This is a genomic window from Rhizobium sp. 05N430, from assembly GCF_056396985.1.
In genome coordinates this window covers 108,019-129,226 of the sequence record NZ_JBFTMO010000006.1, presented here as the reverse complement: position 1 = coordinate 129,226, position 21,208 = coordinate 108,019, and the positions used below count along the sequence as shown (strand labels likewise).

Genomic DNA, 21,208 nt, shown 5'->3' with positions numbered 1-21,208 from the left:
TACGGAAGACGGTTTTGTCTTAACTTGAGTCTGGTCTATTCCGCGGCCTGTCTCGCCATCGGGTTGTTTGGATGCGTCGTCCAGTTGGCATAGTTCGGATCGACGGTCTTGCCGGTGCGTTCGTCCAGCGCGCCTGCGGGCAGGGCTTCCATGGTGATGCAGTTCTCGACCGGACAGACGTTGACGCAGAGATTGCAGCCGACGCATTCGTCTTCCATGACCTCGAAGTGGCGGACGCCGTCGACGAACTGGGTGATCGCCTGGTGCGAAGTGTCCTCGCAGGCGATGTGGCAGCGGCCGCATTTGATGCAGGCGTCCTGGTCGATCTTCGCCTTGGCGATGTAATTGAGGTTCAGGTACTGCCAGTCCGAGACATTCGGAACGGCGCGGCCGGTGATGTCGTCGAGGTTGCGGTGGCCCTTGGCGTCCATCCAGTCGGAGAGGCCGGAGATCATCTCCTGGACGATCTTGAAGCCGTAGGTCATCGCTGCCGTGCAGACCTGCACGTTGCCGGCGCCGAGAACCAGGAACTCGGCGGCATCGCGCCATGTCGTGATACCGCCGATGCCGGAGATCGGCAGGCCATAGGTCTCGGGATCGCGGGCGATCTCGGCGACCATGTTGAGCGCGATCGGCTTGACGGCCGGGCCGCAATAGCCGCCATGGCTGCCGCGTCCGTCGATCGAGGGTTCCGGCGAGAAGGTGTCTAGATTAACAGCGGTGATCGAGTTGATCGTATTAATCAGCGACACGGCGTCGGTACCGCCTTGCTTTGCAGCGCGGGCCGGCTTGCGGATGTCGGTGATATTCGGCGTCAGCTTGGTGATGACGGGCATGCGGGTATATTGCTTGCACCAGCGCACCACCATCTCGATATACTCAGGCACCTGACCGACCGCAGCACCCATGCCGCGCTCGGACATGCCGTGCGGACAGCCGAAGTTGAGTTCGATGCCGTCGGCGCCGGTTTCTTCCACCAGTGGCAGGATCGCCTTCCAGCTCTCCTCCTCGCAGGGCACCATGATCGAGGCGATCAGGGCGCGATCCGGCCAGTTCATCTTCACCTGCTTCATTTCTCGCAGGTTGGTATAGAGGTCGCGGTCGGTGATCAGCTCGATATTGTTCAAGCCGAGCAGGCGGCGGTCGGCGCCCCAGATCGCGCCGTAGCGCGGGCCGTTGACGTTGACGACGGGCGGGCCTTCCTCGCCGAGCGTCTTCCAGACCACGCCGCCCCAGCCCGCCTTGAAGGCGCGCTCGACATTATAAGCCTTGTCCGTCGGCGGAGCGGACGCGAGCCAGAACGGGTTCGGGGATTTGATGCCGACGAAATTATTGCGGAGATCAGCCATGGTTCATTCTCCCCTTCACGCGACGGCAACGGCCGGCTGCAAACCTGCAGTCAGCATGCGGTTGATCGATTCGGCGGCATCGCGGCCCTGCGCCACGGCCGAGACGGTGAGGTCGTCACCGCCGAGCACGCAGTCGCCCCCGGCCCAGACGCCTTCGATCGAGGTCTGCCCCTCGGCATCGATGGCGATACGGCCGTTTTCCATGCGCAGCGCTCCAAGGCCCGAGGCTTCGAAGGTCTGGCCGATCGCCTTGAAGATCTGATCGGCGGCGATGACGCCGGTTTCGCCCGTCGTCACCAGACGTCCCTCGGCGACCGCGGTATATTCGACCTCGATGCCGGCGACCTTGCCGTTGTTGGCGACGATCGATTTCGGCGCCAGCCAGTGGCGGATGATGACGCCCTTGGAGGCGGCCAAATCCTGCTCGAATTCCGAGGCGTTCATGTGTTCCTTGCCGCGGCGGTAGCAGATCGTCACCTCTTCGGCGCCGAGCAGCTTTGCCTGGACGGCCGCGTCGATCGCCGTCATGCCGCCGCCGAGAACGACGACGCGGCGGCCGATGGCGATCGCACCCTTGTCTGCAGACTGGCGCAGACCGGCGATGAAATCGACAGCGTCTTCGACACCCGGCAGGCTCTCGCCATCGACCTTCAGGGCGTTTACGCCGGCAAGACCGAGACCGAGGAAGACGGCGTCATATTGCTGCTGCAGATCGGAGATCGAGAAGTCGCGGCCGAGCTGTTCGCCGTTCCTGACCTCGATACCGCCGATCGAAAGGACGTAATCGACTTCCTTCTGGGCGAAGTCGTCCACCGACTTGTAGGTGGCGATGCCATATTCGTTGAGGCCGCCGGATTTCGGCTTGGCGTCGTAGATGACGACGTCGTGGCCCTTGACGGCGAGGCGATGGGCGGCGGCAAGACCGGCGGGGCCTGCGCCGACGACGGCGATCTTCTTGCCGGTTGCGGCGGCGCGATAGTAGAACTGGCGGCCGGCGTTCATCGCCGCATCGGTGGCGTAGCGCTGCAGGCGGCCGATTTCCACGGGCTTTTCTTCTGCCGTGTTGCGCACGCAGGCCTGTTCGCAGAGCTCTTCGGTGGGACAGACGCGGGCGCACATGCCGCCGAGGATATTCTGATCGAAGATCGTCTTCGCCGAACCCAGCGGGTTGCCTGTCGATATCTGCCGGATGAACAGCGGGATATCGATGGAGGTGGGACAGGCCGTCATGCACGGCGCGTCGTAGCAGAAATAACAGCGGTCGGAAGCGACCAGCGCCTCATGCTTGTCGAGGCGCGGATGAAGATCGGAAAAGTTCGCGTCATACTCGGCGGGCGAAAGCCGGCCAGCATGAATCCCAGTTTCCAGACGTTCCATTGAAGTTCCCTCATTATTGGTAAACGGCCTGTGAGGGAAAGCGTAACTCAGGTCTAAAAATTTATCAAATGGTAAAATTTTGGAATATTTTGCAGGCTATTAGGCTGATTTCATGTTGTTTTTTGTTTTGGTATCGTGAGCGGAAATGCTGCTTGGGGCGGGGCGCCTAGGGCCAGGCAAAAAAAGATTCACAAAAGTCCACTTTTTTTCCGCAGCGTTGGAACCAAAGGTTAACGGCGCCGTTATTGGGATATCCAGATGATGACCGCATCGACCCAACATGCGCGCCCCCAACCCATCATCCGGATCTTACTCACGGTCCCCTCCCGGTGAGTAAAAACAGCCAGTGCGCCGCCCTCGCACTGGCTGTTTTACTTTGTCCGGTTTGCGGTCACGGGAGACGGGGGCTATCTCACGCCCGCTTGAGGATTTCGAATTCGGTCTCGGGGACGAGCAGCGAGTATTCGATGCGCCCGGGGATTAGCTTCAGTTCCGCCTTGCCATTCATAGAGGAAGGCACCACGCGTTCTAGAACTGTCTTGCCGAAGCTGTTTTCGCTAAATTCATGGATCTCGGTCTTATCAGGCAGCGCTTCCGCCCAAGTGACTTCGATCGCCCGCCTGCCGTTCAGTTCCGCCTCGCGGCAGTTCAGCGTGATCGACGCCGCGCCGCCGGCGATTGCGCCGAAGGAGGCGGAGTTGACGATGAGCTCGTGCAGCGCCAGTCCGAGATGGACGGCGGCGTTCGGCGTCATATGGGCGTTGATCCCATAGATCGGCAGCGAGCCAGCAGTCTCCGGCCAGTAGGGCGCGAACTGCTTTTGGGCGAGTTCGAACAGATAGGCGCCGCGCCAGCTGGAATCGGTGATCAGGTCCTGCGAATTTGAGAGAGACTGCAGGCGGCCGCGGAATTTTACCAGGAAGCCATCGAGCGAGAGCGTGTTTCTTGCCGTCTGCGTGGCTATGCCCTGGATGATCGCCAAGAGATTCTTGGAGCGGTGCGAGAGTTCCCGCAACAGCGACTTCAGGACCTTTTCTCGGTGGCGGGTTTCGGTCACTTCGGAAAGCACCGTCAGCACGCCATGGCTGACGCGTTCGCTGGCGCGCTCGACCTTCAGCTCGTAGCTGCGCATCTCGCCGCCGACATTGACTTCGATCTCAGCGGTCGTGGCGAGCCCGGTGTCGAGCACCTTCATTTTCAATGCATGGAGATAGTCGCCATAGGCGCTGCCGAACAGATCGGCGTCCGTCATGCCGGGTCTGAATAAATCCTGGAAATGAGCGGGGAGATTCTCGGCATAGGCCATCTCAAGCCTTGAGTCCTGGAAGACAATCGAGATTCCGGCGCTGCGCAGCGCCCGCTCCATCATTGCGGCCTTGCCATCCGTGCGGAACGGCTTGCCGGTCAATGGTTCTGTCGTATTCACCAAGCCGCCTTTCCTTCGATCCGTCTGGTGCAGCTGGATAGAAGTTGGCCCATCAGCCAACCCGCCGGTCAGTTTATAACCAAGCGTTGCAGAAACAGTTAAAGCCGCCGGAGCGCACCAGTCATGCTGGAACGCCCCGGCTATTGCTTTGTTCCGTCATCCGGAAACCCGGGTTTCAGGCTGCAACCTTGGTGGATTCATTGAAGAACAGCGCCTGGCTGATCAACGCCTTGACCATGTCGGGGTTGAAGGGTTTCGTGACAAGGAATGTCGGCTCCGGACGCTCGCCGGTGAGCAGGCGTTCGGGGAAGGCGGTGATGAAGATCACCGGCACGTTCGAGGTCTTCAGGATGTCGTTCACCGCATCGATGCCGGAACTGCCGTCGGCAAGCTGGATATCGGCGAGAACCATGCTCGGCTTGGTCTTGTTGTAAAGCGCAACCGCCTCGGTATGCGTCCGGGCAATGCCGGTAACGCGGTGGCCGAGGCTTTCGACCATCTGCTCGATATCCATGGCGATCAGCGGTTCGTCTTCGATGATCATTATGTCGGTCGCCACCTGGCGGGAAATTTCCTGCGAGGCGGTGTCCAGAAGGCCCATCACGTCCTGTTCGGCGATCTCGAGGATCTCGGCGATTTCGCCGACGCGGAAGTTCTCGACCGATGCGAGAATGAAGGCTTGGCGGGCGCGGGGGGAAACCTTGGCAAGATTGACGGTCGCGCGCTGTTCCCAGGCGTAGGGAGACGCCGGTTCCGGAATCTGGACGGCTGTGGAACCAAACAGTTTCGTGAACAGTTTGTAGAGTGCAACGCGGTCGTTCGCGGTATCCGGGAAAATGGACAGGTCGGCGATGATTGCCTCAAGCACGGCAGCTACATAGGCGTCGCCAGAGGTCTGAGTGCCGGTAAGAGCCCGGGAATAGCGACGCAGATAAGGAAGGTGCGGCGCAATTCGAGTAGAAAGTGTCATTAAAAACTCCCGTCTGTAGGCCGGTAACTGGCGCTAATGAGGCAGAAACGTGAGACGGGTAAAAAAGTTCCGGAGCTTGCGGAACTTTTTTCAGACAGCCGCATTATCCTGCCGACGAATAAAGGGCGCACCAGCTTGAAGCAGGACTTAGGCAGCGTATCGGCATCAACTGCCCAACAGGCAGCTGGTGCTATCGGTGTCGATAGCCGCTTTCGACGGAAAGGCCGCCCGGTTTTACAGACAACAGGCGAGAAGTGACGATTTGATGGCTACACAGCAGAATGAAGAAAGAGATCAGCAGCGGCTGGATGTAAGGGCGAGCGACATTCTCGACCCCAACAACCAGATCGGTGTGAAGCTTCGCTCGCTTTACGCGGCGGCGCAGGATGAGGCCATTCCAGACCGGTTCCTTGATTTGCTCGAAAAGCTCGATCAGGCCGAAATGGCCTCGGCGAAGCTGGCAGAATAGGGTGAGCTGATGGAAAAAGAGCAACCGAGCTTCAAGCGCGAGATGCTGGCAGCCCTGCCAAGCCTGCGCGCATTCGCCATCTCGCTGACCGGCCGCCACGACCGCGCCGACGATCTCGTTCAAGATACCATCATGAAGGCCTGGGCCAAGCAGGACCATTTCGAGATGGGCACCAACATGAAGGCCTGGCTGTTCACCATCCTGCGCAACGAGCTTTATAGCCAGATGCGCAAGAGCGGCCGCGAAATCCAGGACAGCGACGGCCTGTTTACCGAGTCGATGGCGATGCATCCGTCGCAATATGGCGCGCTCGATCTGCAGGACTTCAAGAAGGCGCTCGATCAGCTGCCGCCGGACCAGCGTGAAGCGATCATTCTCGTCGGCGCTTCGGGCTTTTCCTACGAAGAGGCCGCGGAAATCTGCGAATGCGCCGTCGGCACGATCAAGAGCCGCGTCAACCGCGCCCGCCAGCGGCTGCAGGAACTGCTGCAGATCACCGGCGAAGCAGACTTCGGCCCGGATGCGACATCGGCGCCACTGACATCGAAGGCCTTTGCCTTCTAACCAAGGGATACTTGGGAGGAAAAAGCCGGTCGCCTGAAAAGGCGCCGGCTTTTTTTGTTTTGCGTCGATTGGAAAGGTTTGCGGCCGGGGCCTCCTCATCCAGCTGCCGCAACCTTTCCCCGAGGGGAGAAGGTGGCCCGGTAGGGTCGGATGAGGGGGCTCCCGGGTGAGACGGCAACTAAAAGGATCAATCGTCCTTCTTGGACCCAACCAAATTCGATGCCACAAGCGCCATCAAGATCCCAGCCGTCAGCAGCGGCTGCGAGCGGATCAGGCCGATGCCGGCGGCGGCTGCGGATTCGAGCGCCAGGCGGCGATCCTTGGCCTGGCGCTTTTCCTGCGCATTCATGATCACCACGGCGATCAGCGCCACTACGGCGATGAAGACGGCGCAGGCGGCCAGGAACAGGGCTGCCCCGACTGGGCCATAAATCCCCGCAAGCCAGATCGCTCCTGCGGTGACCGCAAGCGCATAGGCCGTCAGCAGGAACAGGGCTGCAATGGCAATGAAAATACCGTTGCGCTTGGTCCGCGCAACGGTACGGTGAACGCCGTTTCCTACCAGCATACTGAGTAGAGGAAAGAGCATCGAGCCTCCTAGCGGCGGGCGAGGAGAGCAAGGACGAGGCCGAATGCGGCCGCAGCCCCAATGGTCGCAACCGGATGCTTGCGCACCGTGTCGCGCACTTCGGATGCGCCGCGCAGGTAGCCGTCCTGCAGATCGCGTAGCAGGTCTTCACCGCGGCCGACGATCTCGTCATAACCTGCAGAGGCCTGATAGCGCAGCTTGTCGGACTGGCGGCGCGAGCTCTTGGCGGCCAGCTTGGTCAGGGCGTCGATCTCGTCGCGGAGGTGCTCGATCTGATCTTCGATCGTGCTTTCGATGCTGTGAAGCGTGCCATTGCCCTTGCGGCTGCCGCGAACGGATTGGAGGATGGATGAAGCCATGATTTTCTCCATGTTTTTGGGCGTGCACATGCGCCGCCTGTTTGAAATCACAGGCCGTCACCGTTGCTGTCTTGAAGAAGCGCCCGGCAATGACCCAAATCATCGACACGGAGAACGCGAAAGACTGGGAAAGGTTCCCGGAAAAGCCTCAGAGCGCGCTGTGGGCAAGCACGAAGGGCGTGCCGTCTGATGGCACCTGATTGATGCGCAGCGGGCAGCCGAAGACCGATTGCATGTTTTGATCCGTCAGCACCTCGCGAACGCTGCCAGCTGCTGCCAGCCGGCCCGACTTCATCAATACGATCTGATCGGCGAAGAGTGCTGTCAGGTTGAGGTCGTGCATGACGGCGATGACGCCGCCGCCGGCTTCGCAGAACTGGCGGGCGAGCCGCATGATCGTCAGCTGGTGGCTGATGTCGAGGCTTGAGACGGGTTCGTCGAGCAACAGCCAGCAGGGCTTTCCGTGGGCCACCGGTTCGGCGATCTGGCAGAGAACGCGGGCAAGCTGGACGCGCTGCTGCTCGCCGCCCGACAGTTCCTGATAGTAGCGGCCCTCGAAACCGTGGAGATCGACGGCACCGAGCGCGCGGGCGGCGGTTTCCTCGGCGCGTTCCGGGTGAAGGTTGACGCCTGTCGTCAGGCCCATGCGGACGATTTCGCGGACGGTGAAGGGAAAGGAGATGGCGCTTGCCTGTGGAAGCACGCCGCGGATGGCCGCGAGCTTCCAGGGGGCGAGGTCACGAACTTCGGTGCCGTTGATCCTGACCGATCCCTGGGCGGGCAATTCGCCGGAGGCCGCCTTCATCGTCGTCGTCTTGCCGGAGCCGTTGGGACCGGCGATCGCGGTCAGCTCGCCGGCGCGGGCGGTGAAGCTGACGCCGTGGACGATGGTCTTGCCCGACAGATCGACGGAGACGTTGGAAAGCTCGATCATGGAAATGCTCTCAGAGGGCGAGCCGCGAGCGTTGGCGCAGCAGTATCCAGAGGAAGAACGGGCCGCCGACAGCAGCCGTGATGATGCCGATCGGCAGTTCGGCCGGGGCGACGATGGTGCGCGCTAGCACGTCGGCGAAGATCAGCAGCGAACCGCCGAGCAGGGCGGAGGCGGGCAGTAGATAGCGGTGGTCGGGGCCGATCACCATGCGCAGCACATGCGGCACGACGATGCCGACGAAGCCGATGCCGCCGCTGACGGCGACCGAGGCGCCGGTGGCGGCTGCGACGGTGACGATAGCGATATTTTTCAGACGCTGAACCGGCACGCCCATGTGGAATGCCGCCGCCTCGCCAAGCGTGATGGCGTTCAGGCCGCGGGCCATGAAGGGAAGCACGATGTAGGAGGCGAGGATGATCGGCGCGGCTGCGGCGATCTTCATCCAGGTGGCGCCCGCCAACGAGCCCATGCCCCAGAATGTCAGGTCGCGGAGTTGCTGGTCGTTGGCCATGTAGGTCAGAAGGCCGGTCAGGGCGCCGGTGAGAGCGCCGAGCGCGATGCCGGCGAGCAGCATGGTGCCGATCGAGGTCTGGCCGTTGCTAGTGGCGACCCTGTAGAGCAGCAACGTGGTGACGAGACCGCCGCCGAAGGCTGCGAGCGGCAGGGCATAGATGCCGAGCAGATTGAACACCGGCATGGCAATCGAGCCGCCGAGCACGATCATGATCACGGCACCGAAACCGGCGCCCGAGGAGACGCCGACAAGGCCGGGGTCAGCCAGCGGATTGCGGAACAGACCCTGCATGACCGCTCCTGATACGGCGAGCGAGCCGCCGACCAGGAAACCGAGGATGGCACGCGGCATGCGAATATCGAAGATGATGATCCGGTCGCGCGTGGTCAGCGCATCGGCCTGGCCGCCGAGATTGGCCATCACGTCGAACATCGAAGCATCAGACGCGCCTGTGGTGACCGAGAACAGCAGCGAAAAGACCGAGCCGATGACGAGCAGGGCGATGACGAGGGCAGCGATCCGGGTACGATCGCCAACCCGGTGGCTTTCGCGCAATGCGGCGATCGAAAACATGGAACGCTTGCCGTCCGTCATCACATCCTGCACTGCCATATCAGCCGCCGTAGATCGCCGTGTTGAGTTCGCGGACGGCGCTTGCCGTGCGCGGGCCGAAGCCGAGCAGATGCAGGCCGTCCATGCGAATGACAGCCTTGTTCTGGGCGGCAGGCGTCAGCGCGATCGCCGGCTGCTTGAAGAGATCGTCATTGGCCGCCGCATGGCCGCCTTCGCGGTCCATCATCAGGATGACGTCGGGCTTGGCCTCGATGATCGACTCGTCGGTCAGCGGCTTGTAGCCCGGGAAGGTGCCGACAGCATTGACGGCGCCGGCGAGCTTGATGATGCCATCGGCAGCCGTACCAGTGCCCGAAGCCATGATCTTGCCGCCCTGCATGCTGAGGATGAAGAGCACGCGTTTGCGCTCGCCCTCCGGACGCTTTTCGGCATCGGTGATCGCGGCATCGAGATCGGCGCCGACCTTGGCTTCCAGCGCCTTGGCCTTGTCCTCGACGCCGAGCAGGGAGCCGACGCGATCGATCTTCTTCAGGATGCCTTCGCGGTCGTAGGTGTTCGGCACCGTCTCGAAAGGAACACTGGCATTCTTCAGAACCGTCAGCGCTTCCGGCGGACCGGCGCCTTCGACGGCGATGATCGCCGACGGATTGACGGCGAGAATGCCTTCAGGCGACAGCGCCCGCATGTAGCCGACATCCGGCAGTTTCATTGCCGCTTCCGGATACATGCTGGTGGAATCGCGGGCGATGATGCGGCCTTCCTCACCAAGCGCGTAGATGATCTCGGTGACGTCGCCGCCGACCGAGACGACGCGCGAGGTGTCGAGCTTCTTCGGTTCAGCCGCATGAGCAGCGCGGACGAAGGAATAGCCGGGCGTGGCGACCGGCGAGGGGATGAGCGGCAGGGCCATGACAGCAGCCGTCAGCGCCAGTTCCCAGAGGCGGATGCGGCGCAGGCTTGAAGGCATTCTCATGATCGGCTCCTTATGCGGCGACGCTTGCCACGCGCGGCAGGTTTTCCATGATCTCGCGCCAGTCGCCGCGCTCATCCGTGCCTTCCTTCCGCTTGCCGAAGAACTGGATGATCATCTCGCCATTGGCGTCATAGGCCTCGAGCGACGTGACATGGCCATCCTTGGTCGGCTTGCGCACGGCCCATGTCTCGGCGATGTGGTCCTGACGCAGATGCAGGTGGAAGGTCTCGTCGAGAACGTTGATCCACGGACCCATCGGCTGGACGTTGTGGATCGGGCCGGAATGGATCTGGACGATGCCGTTATTGGCGACGAAGCACATGATAGGCAGGCCTGATTTGACGGAGGCGTGCATCATGTCTGCGGTGGCGGTGTTGTCGAGCTTCCAGGCATAATCGTCGCCGACGGTGCGCACAGCGGCCTGGCGGCCGATCTTCAGGCGCTTCAGCATGCCGAAGAATTCGTGCGTGTCGGTCAACTTGCTCCAGCTGTCGCGCAGTTCGTTCTGGTTGACCTCACCAGCTTCATCGGTGCTGAAGCTCGCTTCCTGCTCGACGAATTCCTGCGACTGGTCTTCGAGCGTCAGCTCGGCGACGATGGCGTGATAGGCTTCGACATTGGAGGCCGGGCGCAGGTGGATCTTGTGGACGGCACTGCCGGTCTTGTCGAAATACTGAAGGCTGAGGCGCTCGGTGTCGCCGTCCTTCTTGGTGACGGCAAAGGCGTGGGCCCAGCGGCTCGGGAAGACGCGCAGGTCGATGCTTTCGCCGAGAACGATGGCATTGTGCTGGCCGACGCTGATGTTCTCGTAAACGCCGATCTTCTCGTGCACGGCGCTTTCATTGCGCGACAGGGCCATGACCTCGCCGAGTGTCGCCACGCGCTCAAGAAGCTTGGCGGCGCTGGCATCGATGCGGGTGGCGGAAATGCCGACTTCGGCGGCAACGAGGGCTGCTTCCGAAATCTTCAGCTGAGCGGCGATATCGCGCTCGCGCATCTTCGGATTTTCGGCGCGGAACGCACGAATTTCGGCCGGTGCCGGTCTGGTGTTCTCGGTCATGGTCTACCCTTACTTATTGAGAATGAGCTTGCCCTGGCGGGTAATTTTCATGCGATAGACCACGCCGTCATGCCGGATCATGATCTCGTTCGCGCCGCGGAAGATGTCTCCGCTTTCGATCGTGCGCACTTCCGCCGCGTCTTTGACGAACGGCGCATGCTTAAAGGTGTCAGGCTTTTCAACCATCATTTCGGCTGGCAATTTCCGCTTTTGCCGCGGCTTGTTTTCCGGCGGCCTAGATACATTTATCTTGACTTTCATAGTCACCATTTTTTAAAGACGCAATAGAAGAGTTATCAACTCAAGTTTTCGAAATCGCATGGAGAAGTGGTGATGGCGGCACGCAGTTTTGCATCGTTTGTGGCGGGCGGATTGATGGTCGTTGGAAGCGTTCTTCCTGCCTATGCACAGGATGCCGCCGCTGCTGCTCCAGCCGCTCCGGCCAACGCTCTCGAAGTCGAACTGAACGCGCTGGCGCCATCGCAGAAGGGCTGCATGATGACCTTCGTGGCGCTGAACAAGCTGGCTGCGCCCGTCAACAAGATCTCCTTCGAGCTGGCCTTCTTCAACGACAAGAACGCGGTCGACAAGATCACCGTTCTCGATTTCCGCGATCTGCCCGAGGGCAAGAAGCGCGTGCGCCAGTTCGACATGCCCAACATGAAATGCGAGGCGGTGACCCGCATCATCATCAACGATACGCCGGTTTGTGATGGTCCGTCTGCCGGTGCATGCATGAAGGGTCTCGTCACCCGCTCGCAGATTTCTGTGCCCTTCGAAGGGTAAGACAGACCGCCGGAGATGATTTCCGGCAGGCTTCAGTTTCAAACTAGCCGAGGCAAGGCAGATGGTAGTTTCAGCGAAATCCACATCGCGGCACGCGTTCCTTGCCGAGCAGGATGCCGGCACGTCGAACGACAATCTGCCGGGGCTGCATCCCGGACACGAGATGCCGGAACTGCGCAACGCGCCGCGCCAGCCGGCCGCCGAAACCGTCGTTCACTATACTCGCTTTGCCCATATCGGCTCCTTCCCGGAACATGCGCAGGGACCGAAGGCCGGTGCCGCCGACGCTCCGGCGATGGACGCTTCAGCGATCGAAAAGCAGGAGGCTGGCGTCAAACCTGCCAAGCGCAACGTCGTCGTCGCCTGCCTGACGTCCTTTGCCTTCCACGCCATTCTTTTCACCGCGCTGGCCATCGGCTTCGTCGTGGCACCGCATGAGTCGGAAGAGGAAGCCGGCGAGGCGGTCAGCGTCATCATTCTTGGTGATTCCGAAGCCGACCAGGCTTCTGCCGGTGATCCCGATCTGCAGGTCGAGCCGCAGCCGGAGGAGGTGGTCGCCGAAAGCGTCCAGCCGGAAACCGTGCAGCCGACAGAGGTTCAGCCGACCGAAGTGCAGCCCGAGATGGCGCAGCCGGTTGAAGCGCAGGCCGTTCAGCCAACCCAGGAAGTGACGCGGGTTTCGCCTGAAACGGTGACGGCCGCTGAGCCCGAGATTCTGACCTCCAACGTTCCGGCCGAAACTTCCGTCGTCCAGCCAATGGCAACCGAGGTTCCCGAAGAGGTGAAGCCGGTCGAGCCCGTCGCGACGGCCGAGGCGCTGCCGGATCCGGTGCAGCCCGAGGAAGCGCCGACGCCGATCGCCAAGCCGAAGGCGGTGCAGCCGGTCGAGAAGCCGAAGGCCGAGAAGAAAGAGCCACCGAAGAAGGTGGTGAAAAAGGCTGCGGGATCGCAGGGCGAGAACAAGCAGGATTCGCGCCGCGGGGCCAGCGACGGCGAGGAAGTCGCCAATGCCGACCGGAATTCGCGCTCGGCAGGAAGCTCTGGCGGGGCAGGCAGTGCGGCTGTCGCCAATTATCCGGGCAAGGTGCAATCGCGCATCCGCCGCGCCGTGAAGGTGCCGTCCGAATACAAGCGGATGAGCGCGTCGATGAGTGTCAGGGTTCGCCTGACGATCGGCGGCGACGGCTCGCTGAGCGGTCTGTCTGTTGCCCGCAGTTCCGGAATTCCCGAGCTCGATCAGGCGGTTGTCTCCGGCGTGCAGCGCGCCTCACCATTCCCGCCGCTGCCGTCCGAATGGGGCAAGCCGAACTGGACCTTCACTCAGGAAGTCCAGGTCACCGGTCGCTGAAATAAATATGATCAAAATAGTCAACTTTATACTTTACTCTAAAAATCAAGTTTAATAAGGTCCCGCTTGCACACTGGAATCGTGTGACGATCAACGAGCGAACGGGTGGTAAATGGCTCGGAAGGCGAAGAAGGGATCTAACCGGGACATCCGCGTCAGCGCGGATGCGGCAGCGCAGACGCAGCAGCCGTCCGGACGATCCAAATTGGATGGCCGCAGTTTTCTCTATGTCGGCGGCCGGGATTGCCAGGTGGCACATCTTCGCGAAATCGCCAGCAGCTTCGGCGCCGAGCTGATCCACCACGACGGAGGCTTGCGCGAAGCGGTCTCGCGCATCGACACCGTTCTGCCCTCCGTCGACTGCGTGTTCTGCCCGATCGACTGTATCAGCCACGATGCCTGCGTGCGCGTGAAGACCGGCTGCAAGAAATTCGGCAAGGCATTCATCCCGCTGCGCAGCGGCAGCAAGTCCAGCCTCGAGCGGGCCTTGAACACCATGAACGAACGAGACACCGCCCGATGAAAGACCAGCGCCCCGAGGGCTTCATGATGATCGGCCTGCACAAGCTGGCCGCACAGAACGGCGACGGCCTTGTGCCCGAACTCTACGAGCTCCTGATGAAGAATGCGGAACGGCAGGCCGATTATCCCAATGTCACGGAGTTCCCCTACTGGGAAACGCGGATGCCCGGCGTGGAGCCGGAAAAGCCGCTTGGCCGCGAAGCCGCCAACGGCAATAATGTCGTCGCTTTCCCAAGCGGCAAGCGTGCCAAGGGCTGAGGACGGCGCAATGTATATCGCAATGAACCGCTTCAAGGTGACCGAGGGATCGGAGAGCGAATTCGAGGATGTCTGGCGCAATCGCGATTCCAGCCTCTCCACGGTCCACGGTTTCGTCGAGTTCCGGCTGCTGCGCGGCAAGGCGAATGCTGACGAGGGCTACACGCTGTTTTCCTCGCATACGCTTTGGGCGAGCGAAGACGATTTTCTGAACTGGACGAAGTCCGAGAGTTTTCGCGCTGCGCATCGCAATGCCGGTGACCGCAAGGCGATGTACAAGGGGCCGCCAGTTTTCGAAGGTTTTACCGTCGTCGAGGGTATCTGAGACGTGGACGATCCGCAGCGCATCGAAGTTCTGCCGATCCTGCCGTCGCTGGATATCGCGGAGACGCTGGCCTTCTATTGTGACCAGCTGGGCTTTGCCGCGACCTATGAGACGCCAGACTATCTGATCGTTCGCCGGCAGGAGATGGAGCTGCATTTCCGGCTGACCGGCAATCGCGCATTCTGCGAAAGCAGCGCCGTCTATCTCCGAGGCGGCCGGATCGGTGCGCTGCACCGGGAATATTCCGAAAAAGCCGTGCCGACGCTGACGGCTCTCGAGGTCCGGCCGTGGAACATGGAGGAGTTCTTCATCCATGATCCGCATGGCAACCTGCTACGGTTCGCCCGTATCCCGGGGCGCTGAGGCGCAACCGGCCCTGCGGCATGTTTGTCTGGCGGAGGGGCGCGCTATGGCCGGAGCCACTTGCCGTGCTATCCTGTCACAATGACCAAGCCGACCCTCTCCCTGCAACTTTTCTCGCTGCGTGAACTCGGATCGCTCGATGCCCAGCTTTCGGCAGCCGCCAGAGCGGGTTTCCAATCGGTCGAGCCGCTCGGCCATCATCTGCGGGAGGCCGATGATCTCGGTGAGGCGCTTGCCCGGCACGCGCTGACGGCGCCGACGGCCCATATCGGCTTCGAATTCCTGCGCGACGAGCCTAGCCAGGTCACCGAGGCCTGTCAGGCCTGCGGCATCTCCCAGCTCTTCGTGCCGCAATCATCGAGTTTCCTGCCGCCGGAGACCACCGGCGGCTGGCAGCGGCTCGGCGCCGAACTCGGGCGTCTCGCCGAGCAATACAGGCCGCACGGCATTTTCATCGGCTATCACAACAAGATGGCCGGCTTCTCGTTGCTTTCCACCGCCCGCTACGGCTTCGAGGTGATGTTCGAAGCGGCCCGCGGCAGCCCGCTCGTCTGGCAGGCCGATATCGCCTGGATGTCCCGCGCCGGCGTCGATCCGGCAGAATGGTTGCAGCGCTATGCCAAGGTGCTGGTTTCGGCGCATGTGAAGGACAGGGCGCCTGAAGGGGCAAACCCCGATGAGGACGGCTGGGCCGATGTCGGCGCCGGCACGCTGATGTGGCCTTCGCTCTGGCGGCTGGCGCTGGCGAAGGGCGCGCGGACGCTGGTGGTCGAGCACGACAGCCCGCGCAAGCCGTTCGAATTTGCGCAGACGAGTTTTGCCTATCTCAGCCGGTTCATGGCGCATTCGGGGTGAGGGTTTCGCGCGATTATCGAGAAGTTGCGTTGGCAGTTTTATGTCGATTTTGGATGCCTCTGCTGCGAAACAGCCAGCGATGCAGCGTTGTAAAAAGCAGAACAACAAGTTTTGCCTCTATCGAGAGTGTTGAAGCTCCACCAAAACTATGCACTCTCTGAATGGTCATCAGGATCGGCTGGAGGAGACGGCAATGACTGATCAGCAAGGAAACAATCCCTTTGACGGCCCTCAAATGCAGGGGGTGCGCTACGAGCGGGCAGATATGTCGGGCGCCAATTTCGATGGCGTCTATCTCGCTGACGCACGATTTTATGCTGTTCTGACGAAAGCAAAATTCATCGACACCAATTTAGGCGAAGCTGATTTCGACGACGTCAATCTTGAAGCTGCGCGCTTTAATAACGTCAATCTGTCTGGAGTGGCCGTCACCAATGCAAACCTGTCGCGATTGACCATAAGCGGTGCCACATTGGCGAATTCGGAGATCAGAGACGCCGATTTGACTGGGATGCGGATCAACGGGATTCTGGTAACCGATCTCTTCGACGCCTATGAAAAGGCGAAATGACAAAGGTCCGTCTTCAGGTCTGAAATGCGTGTAACTCGCGGGGGATGAGGGGCGCCGAGTTAAAATCAAATACCCGGAAGCCGCAGCACCATACCCGCACGCCTCTCCGGATCCAAGCCGTTCGCGACCTCGGCATCAAGGATCGCCCGCAGACCCGCAGGCATATTTTCGGCCTCAGGCTCCTCGAAGCCCAACGACCGGTAGAACGGATAATTGAACACCACGAAGCGGTTTGTCGTCAGCACGACGGCGGATAGGCCCCGGCTTCGCGCGGCATTGATCGCAGCCTGCATCAGCAACCGTCCGATGCCTTTGCCTTGCAATCGACGGAGCACATCGATCTCGGCGATGTAAAGCATGCCGCTGATCTCTTCCGCCGCGACGAAACCCACAGGCGTGTCGTCCCCGTCGACGGCCACCATCAGCAGACCATTCGCGCAGTAGGTGGTAAGCTGTTCAGACGACAGCGGATGCGGTTCGCCGGGGAAGGGGACGCCGGCGTCGATGAGCGCCACCACCGCGTCCATTTCGATGGCGCGCAGCGCATTGAGCTCACCGGCACGGGCATTGCGGATGGTGACGCCGTTCACCGGACTGGCCGGCGCAGGAAACCGCCGACAGAAATGGTCAGCCAGCCGAGCATCATGCCCCAGCCGCCTGATGGCGCGGCATAGGGGAAGAGGCCGGATCCGGCAAAGCGCAGCGACACGAGATCGCCGGCGAAGAGCGCGGTGCCAACGATCATCAGCAAACCGGCCAGCCAGGCGGTTTTGAGCTTCTCGCCTGCCAGCGCAAGGCCGAGCAAGGCCGGCGCATGCGCCAGGCACATGGCCGACGCCGAGGCCGCGAGGCTGGCATCGCCGCCGCCATGGGCCGCGACGGCAGCAAGGCCGACGCCTGCGACGCCGAAGAGGCCGGCGAAGAGGAAGAAGAACGGCGCGATGCGTTCGTTGCTGATCATGGCGGCGCTAGTCCTTGTTCTGCATGTGGAAGGCCAGCCTTTCGATCGGCGGCCATATGAGGTCACGGAGTTTGGGATTGGCGATGGTCTCGTCCATCGCCCAGCGGAAGCAGAGCAGCCACTCGTCACGCTCGGCGGGGCCGATTTCGGCGACGAAATGGCGGCTGCGCAGGCGGGGATGGCCGCGCTTGTCGGTATAAAGCGGCGGGCCGCCGAGATAGCCGGTCAGATATTCGTAGAATTTCTCTTCGCTGCCCGCAAGGCTCGGCGGATGGACGGCACGCACGTGCCTGGCCTCCGGCAGCGTATCCATCAGCTGGTAAAAGCGATGCGCCAAAGCCTTGACCGTATCGTCGCCACCGATCGCCTGATAAAGCGTGATCGCCTCTTCCGTCACTGAACCATCCCTCGATACCCCGCAGTCTTCATGCACCGGCACGCATCGGCGCGCAACACGGGAAGACCAAGGCGCGGCATTTCGTCCAAACGCCTGCGATACCAACGCTCCACATCGATTTTAATTGACAAAACCGTCCAGACGGTATTTTTAGAATGCATGGCACTCGCACATCACCGCAAGAAACAACCCGAACTCGTCCGCCGGCAGCTGCTGGATGTCGCCGCACGTCTGGCGACGGAGAGCGGCATGGCGTCGGTGACGCTGGATGCGGTGTCGGGCGCCTCGGGCGTCAGCAAGGGTGGGTTGCTGCATCATTTCCCGACGAAGAATGCGCTGCTCGATGCACTGTTCGAAAGTCTGCTGGAACGCTTCGACGCCGATATCGAGGAGCTGATGCGCCGCGATGCGGTCTCGCACGGCCGCTTCACCCGCGCCTATCTTCTGGCCGTCGCCGATATCCAGAGCGATCGCGACGAATCGCGCCATTGGGCGCAGGTGACGATTGCGATGCTTGCCGAGCCGCGGCTTCGCCAGCGCTGGCGCGAATGGGTGCAGGCGCGCGCCGACGAATATGTCGGCACCGACTCGTCGGTCGATGCGCAGATCGTCCGCTTTGCGGCCGATGGGCTCTGGCTCTCCGATACGACCGAGAGCCACGATCTCGGGCTTGCCGAGCGCCGGGCGCTGATCGCTCGGCTGACCGAACTGACCAAGCGATAATTCCAGGGATAGAAGACCATGAGCCCGGCTGCCGTCTATGCGATGCTTTTTCTCGCGATCGTGCTAGAAGTGATTGGCACGACGGCGCTGCAGATGTCGCAGCAGTTCACCAAGCTGTTGCCGAGCGCGGTGCTGGTAGTCTGCTATGCGACGGCCTTCTACCTGCTGTCGCTGACGCTGAAATCGATCCCCGTCGGCATCGCCTATGCGATTTGGAGCGCTTTGGGAATCGTGCTGATGTCGGCCGTAGGACTGATCTATTTCAAGCAGCGTCTCGACCTGCCGGCGATGATCGGGCTTGGCCTCATCATATCGGGCGTTCTCGTCGTCAATCTGTTCTCCAAATCGGTTTCCCATTGATTTTCATGGGTTTGAGCCGACGTTCCGCGGCGTGCCCCGGCGGCTAATTTTCCCCTTTGTCAAATTGCGGCCAAAGGTCTATGTCTTCTTGTGACTTGGAGGAGGCGAGGCGCAGTTTTGTTCAATTTCCCAAAGCGCTTTGAATTCTTCTCGACCCGCCAGTTTTGACAACCCCCGAAGCCTAGAGGAGCACCGGCAATGGCCATTCGTACCGTCGTCTGGGGAGAGAATATTCACGAGAATACCAACGAGATCGTCAGGGGTATCTACCCGGAGGGCATGCACACGACGATTGCCAAGGCGCTGAACAGCGACCCGGCGATCAACGCCACGACGGCGACGCTGCAGGAGGCCGAGCATGGCTTGCCGCAGTCGCGCCTCGACGAGACCGACGTGCTGCTGTGGTGGGGCCACAAGGATCACGGCGCGGTGTCCGACGAGGTGGTCGAGCGCGTTGCCAAGCGCGTCTGGGAGGGCATGGGTCTGCTCGTTTTGCATTCCGGCCATTTCTCGAAGATTTTCAAGCGGTTGATGGGCACGCCCTGCGCGCTGAAATGGCGCGAGGCGGGCGAGCGCGAACGCCTGTGGGTCATCAATCCGCGCCATCCGATTGCCGCCGGTCTCGACGAGAATTTCGTCCTCGAGAACGAGGAAATGTATGGCGAGCAGTTTTCCGTTCCGGAGCCGCTGGAAACGGTGTTCATCTCCTGGTTCCAGGGTGGTGAAGTGTTTCGCTCCGGCATGACTTGGCGCCGCGGCGCGGGCAATATCTTCTATTTCCGCCCGGGCCACGAGACCTATCCCACCTATCACGACGCCAACGTCAAGAAGGTGCTGATTAACGGCGTGAAGTGGGCACATAACCCGGCCGGCGCGTTGACTGCCATCCACGATGCCCCAAATGTGCCGGTTGAGAAGGCCCTGGAGCCGATCGAAGAGCGCGGCCCGAGACTGCACCAGGCCGGCGAAGCCGGTTACCGCTGAGGAACATCCATGCGACTACTCGTTCTCGGAACGGGCGTGATGGCGAAAAACCAGCTCGACCACTTCACCCGCATTGACGGTGTGACGGTGGTCGGTGCTGTCGATACCGACACCGTCCGCCTTGCGGCATTCGCCGACAAGTTCAACATCGAAAAGCGTTTCCTGACCCTCGACGAAGCGATCGCCTGGGGCGAATTCGACGCGGCGACCAATGTAACGCCTGACAGAATCCACCACCCGACGACCATGGCGCTGATCGCCGCCGGAAAGCACGTCTTCTGCGAAAAGCCGCTGGCGGAGAATTATCCGAAGGCGCTGGAGATGACCGAAGCTGCGGAAGCCGCCGGCGTCATCAACATGGTGAACCTCACCTACCGCAACGTCGCGCCGCTGCAGCGCGCCCGGGAAATGGTGCTGGCCGGCGAGCTCGGCACCATCAAGCATGTCGAGGCGTCCTATCTGCAGAGCTGGCTGGTGTCGCGCGCCTGGGGCGACTGGCGCACGGAATCGACCTGGCTCTGGCGCCTCTCGACCGGTCACGGCTCGAACGGCGTGCTCGGCGATGTCGGCATCCACATTCTCGACTTCGCGGCCTATGGTGCGGCAACCGATATCGACCATGTCTTTGCCCGCCTGAAGACCTTCAACAAGGCGCCGGGCGGCCAGATCGGCGAATATATGCTCGACGCCAATGACAGCTTCACCATGTCGGTCGATTTCGCCAATGGCGCGCTCGGCGTCGTCCATGCCAGCCGCTGGGCGACCGGGCATCTGAATGAGCTGAAGCTGCGCATCTATGGCGAACGCGGCAGCCTCGAGGTCAATCACAACCCGAACGGCTCATCGCTGCGCGGCTGCTTCGGCGATGATGTCGAGACGGCGACCTGGAAGGATATCGAGGTTCCCGCTGTTCCGACCAACTATCAGCGTTTCGCAGAAGCGGTGATGACCGGCGTTCAGCCCGATCCCAACTTCCGCCATGCCGCCAATCTGCAGAAGGTGATCGACCTCTCTGTCGTCACCGAGCGCGAGCGGCGGGAATTGAAGGTCTGATTTCCGCGCCACAAGCAAAAAAAGCCGCCCGGGTTGAGGGCGGCTTTTTTGTTTCCAGCTTAGGTCTTCGCGTTACTGGATCACCTGCACGACGCGGTGCGTCTCGGGCTCGACGATCACACGCTGGTTGTTGACCACCGTATAGGCATATTTCGGGTTCTCCGGCACCGGAACGACCTGGACCTCGGCCGGAAGCGGCTTGCCGACGACGATCGGCTGCTGAACGATGACGGCCTGCGGCGGAGCGGGCTGGGCCTCGACATAAGTCACGACTTCGCGCGGCGGCGGATCTATCACGGCACCGGCGACGGCGCCTGCGACACCACCCACGGCAGCGCCGATCGGGCCGCCGACAATCGCACCTGTCACGGCACCACCGGCAGCGCCGGTGACCGCACCATCAGCCAGCGCATTCGTGGCCAGGGACGACAGCGCCAGTGCGCTGGAGACAAGTAGAACCTTGTACATTGTATTTCTCCTTAGCTCGGTTTGCGGGGGAGAAACGGTGCATCCTATTTGTTGTTCCGCGCCGGGAGTCACGCTTT

At 61.5% G+C, this 21,208-nt stretch carries 29 protein-coding genes; 14 read left to right on the top strand and 15 right to left on the bottom strand.

Features of this window, described 5'->3' with window-relative positions:
- Window positions 1–35 precede the first annotated feature (35 nt).
- The 4 genes from preA to AC1DJO_RS15015 form a co-directional block, all read right to left on the bottom strand.
- Window positions 36–1,349: an NAD-dependent dihydropyrimidine dehydrogenase subunit PreA gene (preA, locus tag AC1DJO_RS15030; RefSeq protein WP_477971424.1), complete on the bottom strand. Its 1,314-nt coding sequence runs from the start codon at window positions 1,347–1,349 to the stop codon at window positions 36–38.
- 15 nt (window positions 1,350–1,364) lie between these two features.
- Entirely contained in the window at window positions 1,365–2,726 is a 1,362-nt protein-coding gene (locus AC1DJO_RS15025; RefSeq protein ID WP_477971422.1) for an NAD(P)-dependent oxidoreductase, read from the bottom strand.
- Between the two features lie 412 nt (window positions 2,727–3,138).
- A complete protein-coding gene (locus AC1DJO_RS15020) occupies window positions 3,139–4,134 on the bottom strand; it encodes a sensor histidine kinase (protein ID WP_477971626.1) in 996 nt (331 codons plus the stop codon).
- 193 nt (window positions 4,135–4,327) lie between these two features.
- Window positions 4,328–5,122, bottom strand: coding sequence for a response regulator (locus tag AC1DJO_RS15015; protein WP_112390455.1), 795 nt, complete (start codon window positions 5,120–5,122; stop codon window positions 4,328–4,330).
- Window positions 5,123–5,387: 265 nt separating this feature from the next.
- Here AC1DJO_RS15015 and AC1DJO_RS15010 point away from each other — a divergent pair, with 265 nt between their 5' ends.
- Window positions 5,388–5,591: a NepR family anti-sigma factor gene (locus AC1DJO_RS15010; RefSeq protein ID WP_112390456.1), complete on the top strand. Its 204-nt coding sequence runs from the start codon at window positions 5,388–5,390 to the stop codon at window positions 5,589–5,591.
- A 9-nt stretch (window positions 5,592–5,600) separates the two neighbouring features.
- Window positions 5,601–6,155 carry an RNA polymerase sigma factor gene (locus AC1DJO_RS15005; protein ID WP_112390457.1) on the top strand — a complete coding sequence of 185 codons (555 nt, stop codon included), beginning with the start codon at window positions 5,601–5,603 and terminating at the stop codon, window positions 6,153–6,155.
- 187 nt (window positions 6,156–6,342) lie between these two features.
- Here AC1DJO_RS15005 and AC1DJO_RS15000 read toward each other — a convergent pair whose 3' ends face one another.
- The 7 genes from AC1DJO_RS15000 to hemP all read right to left on the bottom strand — a co-directional run bounded on the left by AC1DJO_RS15000 (window position 6,343) and on the right by hemP (window position 11,346).
- Window positions 6,343–6,744, bottom strand: coding sequence for a hypothetical protein (locus AC1DJO_RS15000; protein WP_477971420.1), 402 nt, complete (start codon window positions 6,742–6,744; stop codon window positions 6,343–6,345).
- Window positions 6,745–6,752: 8 nt separating this feature from the next.
- Complete coding sequence (locus tag AC1DJO_RS14995) at window positions 6,753–7,103, bottom strand: ElaB/YgaM/YqjD family protein (RefSeq protein ID WP_112390096.1); 351 nt, start codon at window positions 7,101–7,103, stop codon at window positions 6,753–6,755.
- Window positions 7,104–7,251: 148 nt separating this feature from the next.
- Entirely contained in the window at window positions 7,252–8,037 is a 786-nt protein-coding gene (locus tag AC1DJO_RS14990; protein WP_477971418.1) for a heme ABC transporter ATP-binding protein, read from the bottom strand.
- A gap of 10 nt (window positions 8,038–8,047) precedes the next feature.
- Window positions 8,048–9,163, bottom strand: coding sequence for a FecCD family ABC transporter permease (locus AC1DJO_RS14985; protein WP_112538956.1), 1,116 nt, complete (start codon window positions 9,161–9,163; stop codon window positions 8,048–8,050).
- Between the two features lies 1 nt (window position 9,164).
- On the bottom strand, window positions 9,165–10,097 hold the full coding sequence (locus AC1DJO_RS14980; RefSeq protein WP_477971416.1) for a heme/hemin ABC transporter substrate-binding protein: 933 nt from the start codon (window positions 10,095–10,097) through the stop codon (window positions 9,165–9,167).
- Between the two features lie 10 nt (window positions 10,098–10,107).
- Window positions 10,108–11,157, bottom strand: a complete 1,050-nt coding sequence (locus AC1DJO_RS14975; protein ID WP_477971414.1) for a hemin-degrading factor — start codon at window positions 11,155–11,157, stop codon at window positions 10,108–10,110.
- A 9-nt stretch (window positions 11,158–11,166) separates the two neighbouring features.
- On the bottom strand, window positions 11,167–11,346 hold the full coding sequence (gene hemP, locus AC1DJO_RS14970) for a hemin uptake protein HemP (RefSeq protein WP_112390101.1): 180 nt from the start codon (window positions 11,344–11,346) through the stop codon (window positions 11,167–11,169).
- A gap of 144 nt (window positions 11,347–11,490) precedes the next feature.
- Between hemP and AC1DJO_RS14965 the strand changes: the two genes are divergently transcribed.
- From AC1DJO_RS14965 to AC1DJO_RS14930, 8 genes are all read left to right on the top strand, one after another.
- A complete protein-coding gene (locus tag AC1DJO_RS14965; RefSeq protein ID WP_477971412.1) occupies window positions 11,491–11,943 on the top strand; it encodes a hypothetical protein in 453 nt (150 codons plus the stop codon).
- A gap of 61 nt (window positions 11,944–12,004) precedes the next feature.
- Entirely contained in the window at window positions 12,005–13,291 is a 1,287-nt protein-coding gene (gene tolA, locus AC1DJO_RS14960; RefSeq protein WP_477971410.1) for a cell envelope integrity protein TolA, read from the top strand.
- A gap of 112 nt (window positions 13,292–13,403) precedes the next feature.
- The gene (locus AC1DJO_RS14955; protein ID WP_112538962.1) at window positions 13,404–13,814 is read left to right on the top strand and encodes a DUF2325 domain-containing protein; all 411 of its coding nucleotides are present in this window, start codon (window positions 13,404–13,406) and stop codon (window positions 13,812–13,814) included.
- Window positions 13,811–14,071 carry a hypothetical protein gene (locus tag AC1DJO_RS14950; RefSeq protein WP_112390105.1) on the top strand — a complete coding sequence of 87 codons (261 nt, stop codon included), beginning with the start codon at window positions 13,811–13,813 and terminating at the stop codon, window positions 14,069–14,071. The genes AC1DJO_RS14955 and AC1DJO_RS14950 overlap by 4 nt, the downstream gene beginning before the upstream one ends.
- A 10-nt stretch (window positions 14,072–14,081) precedes the next feature.
- Window positions 14,082–14,396: a heme-degrading protein HmuQ gene (hmuQ, locus tag AC1DJO_RS14945; RefSeq protein ID WP_477971408.1), complete on the top strand. Its 315-nt coding sequence runs from the start codon at window positions 14,082–14,084 to the stop codon at window positions 14,394–14,396.
- Between the two features lie 3 nt (window positions 14,397–14,399).
- On the top strand, window positions 14,400–14,759 hold the full coding sequence (locus AC1DJO_RS14940; RefSeq protein WP_477971406.1) for a bleomycin resistance protein: 360 nt from the start codon (window positions 14,400–14,402) through the stop codon (window positions 14,757–14,759).
- An 81-nt stretch (window positions 14,760–14,840) separates the two neighbouring features.
- A complete protein-coding gene (locus AC1DJO_RS14935; RefSeq protein ID WP_477971404.1) occupies window positions 14,841–15,614 on the top strand; it encodes a sugar phosphate isomerase/epimerase family protein in 774 nt (257 codons plus the stop codon).
- A gap of 193 nt (window positions 15,615–15,807) precedes the next feature.
- Window positions 15,808–16,185 (top strand): pentapeptide repeat-containing protein, encoded by a 378-nt coding sequence (locus tag AC1DJO_RS14930; protein ID WP_477971402.1) that lies wholly within the window; start codon window positions 15,808–15,810, stop codon window positions 16,183–16,185.
- Window positions 16,186–16,250: 65 nt separating this feature from the next.
- On the opposite strand, the gene AC1DJO_RS14925 is transcribed toward AC1DJO_RS14930, so the two are convergent.
- From AC1DJO_RS14925 to AC1DJO_RS14915, 3 genes are read right to left on the bottom strand one after another with little or no spacing between them, the layout of a single operon-like run.
- Window positions 16,251–16,775, bottom strand: coding sequence for a GNAT family N-acetyltransferase (locus AC1DJO_RS14925; RefSeq protein ID WP_477971400.1), 525 nt, complete (start codon window positions 16,773–16,775; stop codon window positions 16,251–16,253).
- Window positions 16,772–17,146, bottom strand: coding sequence for a DUF423 domain-containing protein (locus AC1DJO_RS14920; protein ID WP_477971398.1), 375 nt, complete (start codon window positions 17,144–17,146; stop codon window positions 16,772–16,774). The genes AC1DJO_RS14925 and AC1DJO_RS14920 overlap by 4 nt, the downstream gene beginning before the upstream one ends.
- A gap of 7 nt (window positions 17,147–17,153) precedes the next feature.
- Window positions 17,154–17,543 carry a group II truncated hemoglobin gene (locus tag AC1DJO_RS14915; RefSeq protein WP_477971396.1) on the bottom strand — a complete coding sequence of 130 codons (390 nt, stop codon included), beginning with the start codon at window positions 17,541–17,543 and terminating at the stop codon, window positions 17,154–17,156.
- A gap of 159 nt (window positions 17,544–17,702) precedes the next feature.
- Between AC1DJO_RS14915 and AC1DJO_RS14910 the strand changes: the two genes are divergently transcribed.
- The 4 genes from AC1DJO_RS14910 (at window position 17,703) to AC1DJO_RS14895 (ending at window position 20,663) form a co-directional block, all read left to right on the top strand.
- Window positions 17,703–18,266, top strand: a complete 564-nt coding sequence (locus AC1DJO_RS14910) for a TetR/AcrR family transcriptional regulator (RefSeq protein WP_112390112.1) — start codon at window positions 17,703–17,705, stop codon at window positions 18,264–18,266.
- Between the two features lie 18 nt (window positions 18,267–18,284).
- Window positions 18,285–18,626, top strand: a complete 342-nt coding sequence (locus AC1DJO_RS14905) for an SMR family transporter (RefSeq protein WP_477971394.1) — start codon at window positions 18,285–18,287, stop codon at window positions 18,624–18,626.
- Between the two features lie 198 nt (window positions 18,627–18,824).
- Window positions 18,825–19,610, top strand: coding sequence for a ThuA domain-containing protein (locus tag AC1DJO_RS14900; RefSeq protein ID WP_477944569.1), 786 nt, complete (start codon window positions 18,825–18,827; stop codon window positions 19,608–19,610).
- A 9-nt stretch (window positions 19,611–19,619) separates the two neighbouring features.
- Window positions 19,620–20,663: a Gfo/Idh/MocA family protein gene (locus AC1DJO_RS14895; protein ID WP_112390115.1), complete on the top strand. Its 1,044-nt coding sequence runs from the start codon at window positions 19,620–19,622 to the stop codon at window positions 20,661–20,663.
- Between the two features lie 72 nt (window positions 20,664–20,735).
- On the opposite strand, the gene AC1DJO_RS14890 is transcribed toward AC1DJO_RS14895, so the two are convergent.
- Window positions 20,736–21,131, bottom strand: coding sequence for a DUF1236 domain-containing protein (locus AC1DJO_RS14890; protein ID WP_310294067.1), 396 nt, complete (start codon window positions 21,129–21,131; stop codon window positions 20,736–20,738).
- Window positions 21,132–21,208: the final 77 nt, after the last annotated feature.